A 14,063-nucleotide genomic window follows, 5' to 3' on the forward strand; every position below is an offset into this window, starting at 1 on the left:
CGGCAAGGAACGAGAGGCGCTAATCGTCACGGTTCATTGCCCTCGGGTTCATCCATCGCTTCAGTCGCGTCCGGTGCGCCCTCCTCGCGCTCCCAGATTTCATCTAGCCGGTCAAGCAGCACTTTCTCTTCGGCCGCAAACTGCTCATCCGTGAGCTCCCCGGTTTCGAGCTGCATGTAAAGCTCGCTCAGCGCGTGGGTGATGTTATCGGCCTCTCCGTCAATTTCCTGCTGCGCCGATTTGTGGACTTCCTTGAACACCCAAATCAGACTGTTGAACGGCGCGAGCAGAATGTTATCGACGAGAAACATGGCTGCTCTTTATATTAAGCTCGATATGGACGAAATTGTGAGGAGCCCAAGGACCGTTGAAATCGAACGCGAAGTTATTGTCGAATTGACCGGCCGCCGCCAACACGGCGTCTTCAAATGCTTTGAGGTCTTCGCGCTTGACTAGGCAGGCCAGATTCATCACCTCCAGATTATTGCGCGGCGGGTTGGGTTTGATCTCCACGCAGTGGGCATTCAGCACCGGCAGAACAGTTGCCGTATGGGTCTCCCGCTCCGCGGTCAACAAACGGTCGAACTGACCTCCCAGCTCGATCTTGGTCCCGCGCATGGGTTCTTGCGGACCCCCATACGCGGTATCACGCGCGTCCCTCAGGTCGCGATGTGTGCTTACTATATATTCGTAAATATTCGGCACATCAAAGCGCACGCGCAGCCCCATCTCTACCTTTCCCCTCAGGCTGTCGAGTTGTTCTACGAGGAGCGCGCTATTCTTGGAAAGAAGAAACTCCACCGCCTGATGGCGGTCGGCAATAGTACCAAAAGCCACTGGCAGTATGGTGCTCTCCTGCATTAGCAATTTGATCACGCCATTGTGAGAAGCCAAGTTGGCGCGCTCAGGCCGCACGCGTTTAGCTGCGATGCCACTGACCACTGCTGCAACCGGGCCTTTGGTGATCGTTGTCACGAGCGCGCCATTGATTCCGATATTTCCCCATTTGCCGGCTTGACTGGCATCGATAATGGCGTACAAGTATCGCCGTGATGTGGACGGGTTAACTTTCTTCATGTCGGAAATTTCCAAAGATTGCATTGTTCAACGCGCTAGGAGTCTGCACGACAGAAGGGCTACGCTTGGAACTTGAGTAAATTTAGCGACACGGTGTCTTCCCGCAATTTGTCCTGATTCGCCCTCTTACCACTCTCGGACCAGGCGTAGCAATAGGTGTCTGCGAAAGCCGCCTCACGCTTAGGATGTCTTTTCGCGCACGATAGACCAAGCCGCGGGGATCGCGTGCCAGCACCACCTGGAATGCCGCCGTCTTCAATGAAGAAGTGACATTGGCGCAAGTTCGAATACAAATACTCATAGCATCTCCTTTTTATGGTGGACTATAGTTTACCCCATCTCACGGTCAACCGTGGTCTATGCCGGCCATCAATAAGACAAGCGCCTGCTCTTCGCCTTGCCCGGTGGCACCGTGTGGGTCGGGGAAGAGTCAGCCTCTGCTACACTTGGCGCATCCATGGAGGGCTTCTCCACAAAGCGGTGGAGTCGCTGTGCCTTGATGTCAATTTCCGCAATCCGCTTGCGGATATCCGCACAGCGCCGCTCTGCGCGCTGCATCTCGGTAGTGAGCCGCAGTGTCTCGACTCCCAGCATGGATAATTCCAACAAAGCCCCATGCGAAGTCCTGCTGCTGCGGGCGTCCCTCAGCCCAGCCATGGTACGAAGATGGGTCACCCCGCGACGTTCGATGCTCATAGCCGTACTCCTATTTACGCGCGTGCACTGCGGGACTGGCACGTTTCTGTTTGGGGACTTGAACCGTAGCCTCAATGGGCTTGACCGCAACGGTACAGAATCTGTCGATGATCTCATCCAACCGTTCCAAACCCAGCGCCTGACTATCGTGTGTAACCTTGACGCAATCGATATTCATCACGTCATGACACATTTGGCGGAACAGCGGATCTGAAGCGTCAACGACGCTACCTCGCGACGCCACGATGCGCGCCAGCATGACGCAGGCCCGAATCGTCGGAAGCGCGTTGTTGACCCCTATGGTTCGAAACTCGCGGACCATCTCCACGATTGCCTGCGCCTGTATTCGGGGCAGCCCAGATTTCGCTTGGGTGATCGCTATTTCCGTTTCCGCGTCATGGCGATCCAGTTTGATCGTGATCATCCGGTCTAGCAGCGCGTCTTGAGTCTTATGAACCCCGGCGTACTCTTCAGGATTGCTAGTAAAAATGGCGCTGAACTCGGAGTGTACTTGCAGATAACTCTCGCCGCCCCGCAAGCTGGGCAACACCAGCAGTCGCTCTTCAAGGACTGAAAGCAACACATTATTGGCCTCGGGACGGGACCGAGTGAACTCGTCATAGATCAGCGTAAACCCATGCTTGCACGCCGACGTCAGTCGGTTATCAACCCATTGCTTGGAGACGCTCTCTTCTTTTTTGATCACCGAGGGGACGTAATTGTCGATCACCTGGGTCGAACGATAACCATTGTTTCCACCCACCAGATCCGAACTGCCAAATTCGTCGTCACCTTGGATGAGAATCACTTGGGGTTCCAGTTGGGCAGCCACATGCATCGCCAATGCCGTCTTTCCGGTTCCTGCGGGTCCGCTAAAATGAACCGGATAGCCCGCCCTGATGTAGCTCAGTGCCCGCTGCGTGATATCTTGGATATAATCGGTCTCGACGAAATCCGGCCTCTTGTCCAATGTCAGCAATGTTAAATTTTCAGCTTGTCCCATTACACTTTTCCCTCTTCGCGCGTTGTAGTTGTGATCTCCCCCAGCCCCCGACACTTCAAACAAGGCAAGCCATTTGATTTTTCAGAGGCCTGCCCTGCCTGTGCAGTACGCGCAATCGATTTCAGATGACCGGAAATAATTCAAGCTGCCAGGGGGGCTATCAGCCGCCCTTGGACGGGGTATAGAGCCGCGCCCCGTCATCTCTCAGGGCCTCTCCTTTTTCGATCAACCCCTTCATAATTTTGCCGACTTCAATGGCAGGCAGCGACACCTGCGCGCCGATTTGACTGGCGGAAATACCATTCGGGTTTTCTCGTACGATTTGGAGGACTTGGAGGACTTTTTCCTCACCTGACATCTTGGATCCGTCCTTGCTTGGCTGTGATTTTGCTTCGATTTCCGGGTAATCAGCCGCGCGCGCGTCAAAGTCGGACTTTTTCATCACTTTTCCCGCCAGTCCAAAACCCCCGCCCTCCGCCTTGACGGCCGCTTGGGAGGTCTCACCTGACATGGCAGACCCTCTGTTGTTCCTGTTGTTCCATATCTGAGCGGCAGCTTGCATGTCATCGCGCAACTCAATTTGCGTCTTGTTGAAGCCAAGCTTCAATTTGGTGACATCGCCGCGAAGCGTTGCTGTGTCGGCACTTAATGTTTTCCGCAATTGCCCTGCCATCTCGCCATGCGTTTGCTTGAACCCGCCGAGCATAACGTCAGCCCCGTTTCGAATCGAAAGCGCGAAGTTCTCGAGGTCTTGAGAAAGCTTTTGTGACATGTTTTGACGTGACACGCTGAACTCGCCCATCAGCCTGTCATTCCCTTTGACGCGCGCCTGGTTATCGTTGGTAAATTGCTTCTGTTGGGCCCTGGCCATGGCAGCATGTTCCATGGAACTACCGGCCCGCAAGGATGCTACAGAAATTGAAATTTGATTGGTCGCTTGTGAGAGCCCGCGCCGCAGATCGCGCCCCATGCGGCCCTGGTCCTCGCGATGCCCCCGGCGCATCGAATCGACCTGATGTGCCCGTGCGCTGCATCCGGCAGCAAGGCTGGACTTCTGTTGGTGCGACATGCTCGCTTGCGCATGGCCAAATTCGGACAGCATACTCTTCACGGTCAGAATGCAGTCTCGCCTTGAGGCAACGACAGATTCCGTCAGTGACGCCATTTGTTCTGTGAACTTACCCATAGAACACCTCTATCGTATTCAGATTTTAATGCCCTTAAATTACCCGGCTGGGAAAGAACTTAAGTGTCTCTCCCGGCCAGGCAACTGTCTGGGTACTACCTTACGCGGGCGATGCTGCACTGGCTGTGAGGCCAATAGCTTCCGCATACTTGAGGTAAGTTTCGACCGACGCAATCACTACGCGCAGCTCAATCGACACTAGTTCGATGCCGACCAAAGATACTTTGACCCAGGCGTCAATGACAATACCTTTGTCCAAGATACGGTCAACTACTTCTGCCAGGCTCGAAGAGTCTGTTGATTTTTGTACGTTCGCCATTTAAATAGCTCCTAAAGTTTCTTCTGAAGGGTCTAAACCCATGTGTCACGGCCGGAATAGGGTTAACTTCCGGCCGCACTTAATATAAGCATATTACGTGCCAAAACGCAGGGGAATGAAAACCTTCCCCGCTCCCAAGGGGAGATTTGCGCATTAGGGAAGGTCTGCACAGGTCCGTTTTGACGAGTCAGTCTAAGAAATAACCATTAAAATCAACATTTTATACAAACTCTTCAGCAAGCCCAGTGAGAGTGCTGTCCTTGTGCCGAGCTTCTTTGGCCTTAGTGTCCCAAGTGACTTAGCACGGGGAGAGGAATAAGCATTCACGCTTCGAATTTGAGATGTAGGGAATATTTCTCCTATTTGGCATGAAAATAGGTAAGAACTTCCCGGGAGTGTTGCCCCTATTTCGTTTTGGCACCCTTGGCACTAAGCGATGGCATAAGGTGCTTCACCTGTATATCCGGGTGCAGGAGCGCTTCAACCGAGTGAGCCAGGCCCAAGAACAGGAAACCGATCTCGTCCGCGCACAAGGTGTCGTTGATACGTTGGGCAATGTAGTGATCTCGTTCGGCCAGGAGTTTGTGGCCCTCGTCGATCGCTGGTGCGGCATCGGCTTTCTCGGACACAGACGGTGCCGCCAGTCCAGCGCGGAGCAATGTGAGCTCCTGCACTAGTAACTCCGGGGATTCGGTTCCCATCAACGCGGCCCCTTTTTGCATCAAGTCCAGCAGCAATTGATGGTTCTTGCTGCCGCGACCGGCCACCTCCTTCACGAGCTCTTCTTCGCGGCCACATTCAGGTAAGCCGTCCTGGTAAAGACGAATCCTTTCATACGGCAAAGCCAGGGCCTCGATCAACTGCCAGATCAACTGACGAATGCCAGTCCAGAGTCCGTGAATCACCTCCAGATGCTCTTCCCATTTGGCCAAGCCGTACTTTTGCACGTACTCCTGTTTGGCTTGATCGGAGAAGGACCCCATGTCCTGCTCTGTATGAATAATGGGGACTAAGATAAGCAATCGCATGGCAAATTCCTCTAAGTGTTTACGGGTGGACTTGGATTCGAAAGAAATTTAAAGGGCTCTTTTGTACGAGAAGAAATTCGAGAAACGCCAGTATGGGGCTCAGCAAAAGAAGTGGCAAAATTCGATGGCTATATCGTACGTTAAACAAAGACATCGCGTTTCCCTAAGATCTTGTGAAACTTCAATTTACTGCAAAGCGTCTTATAATCGATCTGAAGTAGGCGGGCGGCCAATGCCTTATTGTTATTTGTCTGCTCCAACATCCGGGACAGTATCTGTTGTTCTGCAGAGTGGCGTACCGCGTCGATGATATCCTTAAACGGAACCTGTCCGTCCGACCCTTGCGGAAAGGCGTCCGGGTGGAGCGGACACGATGCGTCGCACAAGCTACGGGAAGTCTGCGGTGTGGGTGTTGGGCCAAGGCCACAGGGATAGCCCCGGTCATCGTCTTGAGCCCTCCCGGACAGCTCGAAGTGTTGGGAGAGTGCATCGGCGGTAACCATGCCGTTTTGATCCATATTCAGCACCAGCGCGTGGCGAATCGCATTGCGCAGCTCGCGGACATTGCCCGGCCAGTCCTGATGCTGGAGTAAATCTAAACCTTCTTCCGAAATGCCGGTGACGGACGTGCGATGTTCTCGGCGCTCAATGCCCAAGAAGTGTCGGACCAGATCGGGGATATCCTCTTTGCGTTCGCGCAGAGGTGGAAGAACTACAGGGTATTCGTTGAGCCGGTAATAGAGATCCGAACGGAATTCCTTCTTTTGAATCATCTGTTCAAGACTCACATTGCTCGATGCAATGATTCGGGCAGTTAGCCGGCGCGTGTGCGTTCCGCCAATCCTTCGAAACTCCCGGGCCTCGACGACCCGCATGAGACGGGTTTGCATCAGTAGCGGAAGACTGCTGATTTCGTCGAGGAAAAGGGTTCCCCCCTGGGCTAAGTCGAACACTCCAGGGTGGGATTCAACAGCCCCCGTGAACGCCCCTTTCTTATGCCCAAAGAGCTCGGACTCGATCAGCGACTCGGGGATGGCGCCGCAGTCCAACGCGATAAACGGCCCGCCCCTCCCGGCGCTGAGGTCATGGATGGCCCGGGACACAAGTTCCTTTCCGGTCCCCGTTTCCCCGTGTAATAAGACCGTCAAATCGGTTGGGGCAACGTGTTTCACGGCATGAATAACTCTCTGGGCTTTAGTTCCCACCCCCATGGACTCAATCAGGCGCGCCAGTGTCTCTGCCCTTTCCGGTTGCACCAGAGCGCGTGGCACCGAACGTTTTTCTGGCCCGAGCCAAGCCATCGAATTCGCCAGTACGCGCCGCAAGCTCCGTTCAAGCATCCGATGGTCGTAAGGCTTGGTTAAGTAGTCATTGGCGCCGCGCCTGAGTGACGCCGCCGCATCCTGAACATTCCCGTAGCCTGTGAGCATGATCACAGGCGTGTCGTACCGCTTGCGGATTTCCTGCAGTACCTCATGGCCGCTCAGGTCGCCCAGGCGAACATCGAGCAACACTGCATCAACCTTCTGCGTTGACAGGGTCGCCAGTGCGTCTCTTCCGGTCTCCGCCAGCAGCGGCACAAAGCCCACTTTCCGAACGAAGGTGGAAAGGGTCCAGCGAGCGTCCTCCATGTCGTCCACTATGAGAACCGTGATCGCGTCGGCCATGTAACCCCTTATTTTCGTTATTGTAGCCGCGCCCTGACGGAACTGGCTTTCGGCTTCGGCACATACACGGCGGGCATCGATCATGCGGGCGCCGGACAGGGAAAGCTCGGCGACGCAAATGGCTCTTGCCTTGCTGCTCAATGCTGATGCGTGCCATGAACGCTCTGGTCACCGAATCGAAGATGTGCGCTTCAGTGGCCACAGCATCGGCTTGCCGGTCCTCGGGCAGGGTCGCCGGCATAGTGCGTGGCAAAAGACAGGATTCGAACCTGTGACCACTGCCTTCGGAGGGCATCTCCTGGCTGCGTTTTAGATTGGGAGCAATCGGTTTAAAGCGAGATGATTCAGGTATCTACTTATCCTGTCGGCACTTCAAGAAAACCCTGTTTAAACCGTTAGTTGTACGATTGAAACCGATTCTGGGCACAATGCCGTCTGGTTTCAAATGTCCGAATTTGACCAAAATGATCGCTGCACTAAGTTCCAGTTCCATAAGCGTACTCACCAAGACCGCAGTAAGCAATATACTTAATTCTGTCTGGTTCACGCTGTCCAAAATCGGACAGTTTATGTGGTCTGATGACTAACGCGTTCACTAGCTTTCGTTAATTGTTGAAAAACTCCGGTCGTCAAAAAGTGCGAATCGTTAGATAAATATCTGCACAGCGATATAGGAATAATTTTTATCAACGATGGAGCGTAAGCGTCTGGTAAACCCATCTTGAGCCCGACGCCGCAGACGTCAAGATAGTGTCCACTTATTTCTTAGTGGACACTTGTTATGAACAACCTAAGCGTAACCCGCCCGTATCGAAAACGCCGTCAACACATCCAAGAATTCAAAGCCCAGCTAGTGCCTATCCATAAATTTGTAACATTTTGAAAAATAATGAAATATTTTAGAAATGTATTAAAAAATCCTCTTGAACTTGTTAAGTTAAAGGTACGAAGAATAACCAAAAAAACAAGAGGATTCCGCATGCGAAAAACCCGCATTGCTCAGGCAAGCATATTTGAAAACTACTCAAAACACGAATTTGGAGCTCGACTTCGGGCGCTATCAAATCGACTGGATCAATACCCAGAAATACTACGCTTGGTCGCCGACGATCTCCGGTTGGTTTATCACTTAATGCCATGGGCGTTAAATCGAAAACATTTGTTCGATTACGCCATTTCAGGGCAGGGGTCGAAGGGAATATCGTGACCTTACGGCAGCATAGCGCAACTTCGCGCTACGCTTGTGCTAGACCTGTCTGGATGGCGTGCTCAGGCGGCCTTGACGTCTTGACTGCTATGGCTTTGATAGGTCCACGGCAACCAGCTCTGCGGGCTTTGCCTGGCTTCGCTGGCATGGCGCTGGACGCTGCGCAGGTAAATCAGCGGATTGATTCCGGCAAAGGCGCAGGTCGCAATCACTGAGGTGATCACATCGGCGATGGCCGCACCGGCGGCGCTCTTGAAGAACATGGCGTTCTTGCGATTGCGGATCGGCAGCTTGAGACCACGCTCCATGCGATTGTTGTCGAGCGGTGCCCCCTCATGGCGGCAGAACGCGCTGAGTCCGTCGAAGTGTTTGTTGAAGTAGTTGACCGCCTGGCCAAAGCTGCTGTTGGCTTCAGCCGCGTTCGCAGCCAGCCGGTCTGCGCCATAGCGGCGGATGTCTTCCATCACCGGAAGTGAGTGCTCGCGGTGATGGGCCAGCCGCTGCACGGGCGTCATCTGCTGCTCAGTCGCTTCAGTGTCGTGTTGCCAGATCAGCTGGTAACGCGTCAGTACCGCCTCCGCCTCTTCAGGAAAGTGCACCACCAGATCGGCAAAGTTGCGCCGGCCGTGTGCATTGCACAGGGCGATGCGCAGCGGGGTGCGGCTGACATGGTTGGATGAGAGCGCATCACTCATCACCAGCGGCGGCGGGCTGCCGTCACTGCGCAGGCGCAGGACATCGTCCAGTAATTCACCGGCATGGCTGAGCGATGTCTGGTACAGCACCAGGGGCGGACCGTCACCTTGCTCGGCAATCATGCCGGAGGTATGAATGCCGGAGCGTAGTCGCTCACGGCCGTCATGGCGACTGCGTTTCATGACCGGCTTCTGATCCAGTATCCGGTTCCCGGTATCGTCGATATGATACAGCCAGGCGTCGGCGGCCAGCTTGAGCAGGGTGTCATGCACCGGCTTGAGATCATTGGCCAGATGCTCGCACTGATCGAAGATCGTCGAGGCTGTCATTGGCACGCCCAGGAGCTGATTCAGGGTGCCCTGACGGTAAAACGGGTGGCCGGCGAAGTACTTGTTCATGGCCATCAGAGCTCTGGCGCCGTAGCCGTACTTCTGGCCTCGCCCGCCGTCCTGCAGAACAGAGTCTGGCAGTGTGGCCGTGATGAAGACACCGCAGGCGTTGCAGCGCAGGCGCTCGGCCACGTGCTGCACGGCATTGAACGGTGGCTGACTCTCAATGCGGACGAAGCTGGCCGGATCGTACTTGTAGAGCTTGCCGGTCTCGCATTCAGGGCAGTCGTCGCCCTTGCTGACGTCTTCGAGCGCATGATGTTCGACCGTCGGTGCCACCGCCTCGACAGCCGGTGGTTCGGCCGAGGTGGCCGGACTGCGTGATGAGGCTTTGCGTGATCCGCTCTTCCCAGTGGCGGTGCCCAGCAGACTGCTGAGCTTTTCTGAAGCATCGACCAGGCCGGCCAGCTTCCGCAGCTTGTGCAGGCCGACTCTCTTGGACTTGATGCCAGCCTGCAGCTTCGCCAGCGTCATCAGCGCATCGAGCAGCAGCCTGACATCTTCAGGTGGTAGGGCCAGATCATGATCCAGCGCATGCTGCACGCGCGTGGTCAGCGCTTCTACCTGCGCTTCGGTCAGTGTTGTGGCACTGGCAGCCATGATCTGTTCCTGTTGTGAGTCTGTTTGAAGGTGTTGGCATAGCCTACTGAGTTTTCGAACGTTTTCAAGATAATTTCTCGACAGGGCCACGCAGCCACTGCCGCAGCTGCGCCGCCTCCAGCACGGTCAGCGCACTGCCTGCGGCCGGCCAGCGGGTAAAGCGGCCTTGCGAGAGGCGTTTGGTCATGAGCCAGAACCCGCTGCCGTCATAGCAGAGCACGCGGACCATGGTGCGGCTTTTGTTGGTGAAGACGAAGCGGGTATCACCGCGCGGATCCTGTCTGAGCTGATCACGGCACAGGGCCACGAAGCCATCGATGCCGCGACGAAAGTCAGCCGGCTGCGCTGCCAGCAGGATGCGGCTCGAGCTGGTCAGCAGGATCATGCGGCCGCCGTGGCGCAGAGCGCCAGTACCAGCGCACTCACCTGAGCAGGACTGCAGGCCCCTTCGATGGTCAGCCGTTGCCCTGATGAGGTCGAGAGGGTGAAGGTAGGGACAGTGATATCGGTTTCGGTTTCGGCTATCGCCTGTTCAAGCGGCACGAAGGTTGGTGCTGATACACATGAGCGTGTCACTGTCTGTGGAGCAGCGCCCCGACGTGTCGTTGCTTGCGCCTGCAACTTCGGCGACCAGGTGTTCAGCATGGTGTAGCTGATACTGAGCGCCTTGCTGACACAGACCCGCGAGGATGCCAGTGCCAGCGCGACGGCCCTGTCGCGCAGCGACTGAGGCACGGCAGCCCGCTGGTGTGGTCGTTGCACGCGCCAGCGCGTGAAGTCTGCGGCCAGCGAATCGAGCCGCCTCTGGAGTTGAACGGTATCGTTAACGGGGGTTGATGGAATCATGACTGCCTCCTGATAGGGTTGAGGCATTCATTGAATCAGAAGCTCAGCAGGAAGTTGCGCTATGCTGCCGTAAGCTCACGGAATATCTCAGAACTCAAAAGGGCATTTGGTGCATCGAAGGTCAACTGGAAAGGGCTCGATGGTTTCAGGGCTTATGTCTGGTCATCGGTTCTGAGCTACAATCTGGTGCGTTTGGCGAGGCTAGACTCTGGCTAGACTCTGGCTAGGATCAACGGTGGTGTCGGCTGATAAATATCTGTAAGCCTATGGGCAGCGCAGTGGAAACCTGCGGCGAAAATTCAAGATAAAAGACCATGAAGTAACGATTCAGGTCAGTCAAGGGCCGCTACGAAGTCCGGATCAGTTTGAACCGGAACGAAAAGATTAAAACAGGGTGTTTTTTCAAAAAACACCCATTTATGGATAGGCACGAGTTAGTCGGCGACCACGGTTCGCATACCCTACGCATGGGTATTGGCCTTTCTGAAAGCTCGCCGCAGTTCATTTCCAGCCAATACTTTGGCGAAATTCTGGAGCAGCGCACTGACGGCCGCATTACCGTTAACGTGTTTCCTAACAGCCAGTTAGGCGACGACGTACAGATGCTGGAAATGCTGCAAACGGGCACGCTGGATATGACCTATCCGTCTAGCTCAGCAACCACGGGCTACGTTGAGGAGCTTGCTGCCTTCGACTTGCCGTTTCTACTGCCTAATCGTGACGCCGCTGTGGCTGTCATGCGCAGCGACGTGGCCCAGGGCATGCTGGACGCCTTTGAAGGCACCGGTTTAAAGGCCCTGACCTTCTCTGAAAACGGTTACCGTCAGCTTTCTAACAGCGCTCGCCCGGTGGTTAGCCCTGAGGATGTTGCAGGGCTGGATGTGCGCGGATTAAGCGTCCGCACGATGGAAAACCCCGTACACCTGGCTATATGGGAAGCCTTGGGCGCTAACCCAACACCGATGGCTTTTGGTGAGCTGTTTTCCGCTATGGAGCAGGGCGTCGTTGATGGCCAGGAAAACCCATGGAGCACCATCCTGTCCTCTAACTTCAACGAAGTTCAGAATTATGGCACTGAAACACGCCACGTCTATACACCATTCATTATGATGCTTTCCGAGCGTACCTGGGACCGTATGGCGCCCGAGTATCAAGAACTGGTGCTGGAAGCAGCGCGTCAGTCCGCTAAATACCAGATTCAGCTGTCTGCTGAGTACGATGATTGGTCGCGCGACCAGCTAATAGAGCGTGGCATGGAAATTACCAGCCTGAATGATGAGCAGCTAGCCGCTTTCCAAACCGCCGTTCAGCCGGTTTATGCAGAGTGGGCTCCGCGCATTGGCGAAGACCTGATCGCCGACATTCAAAAGGTTGCTGAAGAAAGCAGCAACTAGACCTTAGGTTTAGCGCGCCATCGGGCAGGCATTGTGCCTGCCCAACGTGTCAGTGCCCTTGGAGCTCCTATGTCACCCTCCTCTACGCCCCCTGATGATCCCTCGCCGATCGAAGATCCATCGGTGTATCTGGACGACCCCAACCGCAAGCTATTGGAAATCGATACTGATACCCACCAAGGCCCGGCGCTGTTTCGCTGGCTCACCTTAGGTATGGAGTATCTGATCGGCGCCATTTTAGTCGCGTTGATTGTGTCCGTTTCCTGCAACGTGGTCGGTCGTGCGCTGTTTAATAACTCGCTGCCGTGGGCAGATGAGCTGGCACGTATGCTGTTTATATGGCTGGTATTTATCGGCGCCGCCGCGGCGTTTTCCCGCTATGAGCACATTGCCGTCGACGCACTGGTGCGGCGCCTGCCGCTGCGCACGGCGCATATGCTTTATCTCCTGCAGCACCTGATTATTACCGGCCTGATGGTGGTGATGATTTGGGGTGGTTACCAAGTGCTGACGCGTTCAAGTGGACGTTCGGCGATTATGGACGTGCCGCTGAGTTTTATCAGCCTTTCGCTGGTGCTATGCGTCATCTTTATTGCGGCGGTATCGATTTGGCGGATGTGGGTCAGCCTGAACGTTATTCGCCGCCCAGAGCGGGAACGTTAATCATGCTGTGGATTTTTCTGGCTATTTTATTGGTCTCTATTGTTATTGGGCTACCCATTGCCTTTGGCTTGGGCGTGGCGGCACTGGTGATGGCGGTGCTCTCTGATATTCCGCTGTCGATCATGATCGAGCAGTCTATTCGCGGTGTTAACAGCTTTCCATTGCTGGCGATCCCGTTCTTTATTTTAATGGGTGAGGTGATGAGTCATGGCGGCATCGCTCGCCGTTTGATGGAGTTGGCTGGCGCGCTGGTCGGCTTTATGCGTGGCGGGTTGGGGCAGGTAGCCATCACCGGGTCAATGTTCTTCGGCGGCATCAGTGGTTCAGCGGTGGCTGATACGGCGGCCACCGGCGCGATGATGATTCCTTCGATGAAAGAGCAGGGTTACACCGCGGCCAATGCCACAGCAATCAATACCGTGTCATCGGTGATCGGGATCATTATTCCGCCGTCGATTCCGCTCATTCTGTACGGTATCGTCACCGAAACGTCCATCAGCCGCCTATTCATCGCCGGTATTATTCCAGGATTACTGATTGGCTTTGCGCTGATGGTGACCACGTATATTCTCGCCACCAAGCAAGGCGGCGGTGTGCGAAAGTTCCGTTGGGATCGTCTCTGGAAGGCTTTTAAAGCGGCCTGGCTTGCATTAGTGCTGCCGATCATTGTGATTGGCGGTATTATCGGCGGCGTTTTTACTGCCACGGAAGCCGCCGTAGCAGCACTTCTCTATGCGCTGGCTATTTCGCTGGTGGTTTATCGTGAATTCAAGCTCAAAGAGCTCGGCGGCATGCTGATTCGCACTGCGCGTTTGACCGGCATGGTGATGATGCTGCTGGCGTTTGCGACGGTGATTGCCTGGTTTTTAACCATCAATATGGTGCCGCAAACCCTGGTCGGCCAAGTCAAGACGATCACTCAAGACCCATTTCTGCTGCTATTAATTGTTGCCTTTTTGCTGCTGTTAATTGGCTTTGTAATGGACTTAACCCCAGCGATGGTGATCATGGCGCCCATGCTGGCGCCTATTGTGACCTCAGTGGGCGTCGATGCGGCCTACTTTGGCGTACTGATGGCGTTTGTATTAGGCATTGGGCTATTAACCCCGCCGGTGGGCACCTGCCTTTACGTAGGTTGCGGCGTGGGCAAGGTCTCCATGGAGTCTCTAGTCAAAGCCATGTTGCCTTATTACGCTGCACTTCTCGTCGTGCTGGTGATTCTGATTGCCGTCCCGGACATCGTTACCTGGCTGCCTGACCTGACCGCGGTGCGCGGCAATTAATAGGAGAGC

General features: G+C 54.9%; 14 protein-coding genes. 3 read left to right on the forward strand and 11 right to left on the reverse strand.

All coding sequences use genetic code 11. The features are described from left to right. Positions 1 to 26: 26 nt before the first annotated feature. From ATG98_RS06410 to ATG98_RS06465, 11 genes are all read right to left on the reverse strand, one after another. Positions 27 to 311 carry a gas vesicle protein GvpG gene (locus ATG98_RS06410; RefSeq protein WP_098420068.1) on the reverse strand — a complete coding sequence of 95 codons (285 nt, stop codon included), beginning with the start codon at positions 309 to 311 and terminating at the stop codon, positions 27 to 29. Then, positions 295 to 1,077: a GvpL/GvpF family gas vesicle protein gene (locus tag ATG98_RS06415; RefSeq protein ID WP_179888069.1), complete on the reverse strand. Its 783-nt coding sequence runs from the start codon at positions 1,075 to 1,077 to the stop codon at positions 295 to 297. The genes ATG98_RS06410 and ATG98_RS06415 overlap by 17 nt, the downstream gene beginning before the upstream one ends. Positions 1,078 to 1,446: 369 nt before the next feature. Beyond that, complete coding sequence (locus ATG98_RS06420) at positions 1,447 to 1,671, reverse strand: hypothetical protein (protein WP_143751164.1); 225 nt, start codon at positions 1,669 to 1,671, stop codon at positions 1,447 to 1,449. A 112-nt stretch (positions 1,672 to 1,783) separates the two neighbouring features. Beyond that, positions 1,784 to 2,776, reverse strand: coding sequence for a gas vesicle protein GvpN (gene gvpN / locus ATG98_RS06425; protein WP_098420074.1), 993 nt, complete (start codon positions 2,774 to 2,776; stop codon positions 1,784 to 1,786). Positions 2,777 to 2,936: 160 nt separating this feature from the next. Beyond that, entirely contained in the window at positions 2,937 to 3,962 is a 1,026-nt protein-coding gene (locus ATG98_RS06430; protein ID WP_098420076.1) for a hypothetical protein, read from the reverse strand. A 100-nt stretch (positions 3,963 to 4,062) separates the two neighbouring features. Further along, entirely contained in the window at positions 4,063 to 4,281 is a 219-nt protein-coding gene (gene gvpA, locus ATG98_RS06435; protein WP_098420078.1) for a gas vesicle structural protein GvpA, read from the reverse strand. A 404-nt stretch (positions 4,282 to 4,685) separates the two neighbouring features. Next, complete coding sequence (locus tag ATG98_RS06440; RefSeq protein ID WP_098420080.1) at positions 4,686 to 5,309, reverse strand: hypothetical protein; 624 nt, start codon at positions 5,307 to 5,309, stop codon at positions 4,686 to 4,688. A 140-nt stretch (positions 5,310 to 5,449) separates the two neighbouring features. Further along, a complete protein-coding gene (locus ATG98_RS06445; RefSeq protein ID WP_098420082.1) occupies positions 5,450 to 7,060 on the reverse strand; it encodes a sigma-54-dependent transcriptional regulator in 1,611 nt (536 codons plus the stop codon). 1,185 nt (positions 7,061 to 8,245) lie between these two features. Further along, positions 8,246 to 9,958 carry an IS66 family transposase gene (gene tnpC, locus ATG98_RS06455; RefSeq protein ID WP_218925843.1) on the reverse strand — a complete coding sequence of 571 codons (1,713 nt, stop codon included), beginning with the start codon at positions 9,956 to 9,958 and terminating at the stop codon, positions 8,246 to 8,248. After that, positions 9,933 to 10,253 (reverse strand): IS66 family insertion sequence element accessory protein TnpB, encoded by a 321-nt coding sequence (tnpB, locus tag ATG98_RS06460; protein WP_018405611.1) that lies wholly within the window; start codon positions 10,251 to 10,253, stop codon positions 9,933 to 9,935. Before tnpB ends, tnpC begins: the two co-directional genes overlap by 26 nt. Further along, positions 10,250 to 10,714: a hypothetical protein gene (locus ATG98_RS06465; protein ID WP_098422437.1), complete on the reverse strand. Its 465-nt coding sequence runs from the start codon at positions 10,712 to 10,714 to the stop codon at positions 10,250 to 10,252. The genes tnpB and ATG98_RS06465 overlap by 4 nt, the downstream gene beginning before the upstream one ends. A gap of 419 nt (positions 10,715 to 11,133) precedes the next feature. Here ATG98_RS06465 and ATG98_RS06470 point away from each other — a divergent pair, with 419 nt between their 5' ends. The 3 genes from ATG98_RS06470 (at position 11,134) to ATG98_RS06480 (ending at position 14,054) form a co-directional block, all read left to right on the forward strand. Beyond that, positions 11,134 to 12,108 carry a TRAP transporter substrate-binding protein gene (locus ATG98_RS06470; protein WP_218925844.1) on the forward strand — a complete coding sequence of 325 codons (975 nt, stop codon included), beginning with the start codon at positions 11,134 to 11,136 and terminating at the stop codon, positions 12,106 to 12,108. Positions 12,109 to 12,177: 69 nt separating this feature from the next. Next, positions 12,178 to 12,771: a TRAP transporter small permease gene (locus ATG98_RS06475; RefSeq protein ID WP_098422438.1), complete on the forward strand. Its 594-nt coding sequence runs from the start codon at positions 12,178 to 12,180 to the stop codon at positions 12,769 to 12,771. Positions 12,772 to 12,773: 2 nt separating this feature from the next. Continuing rightward, positions 12,774 to 14,054: a TRAP transporter large permease gene (locus tag ATG98_RS06480; protein ID WP_098422439.1), complete on the forward strand. Its 1,281-nt coding sequence runs from the start codon at positions 12,774 to 12,776 to the stop codon at positions 14,052 to 14,054. The last annotated feature ends 9 nt before the right edge of the window (positions 14,055 to 14,063 follow it).

It is taken from the genome of Marinobacter sp. LV10R520-4, assembly GCF_002563815.1.
GTDB lineage: Bacteria > Pseudomonadota > Gammaproteobacteria > Pseudomonadales > Oleiphilaceae > Marinobacter.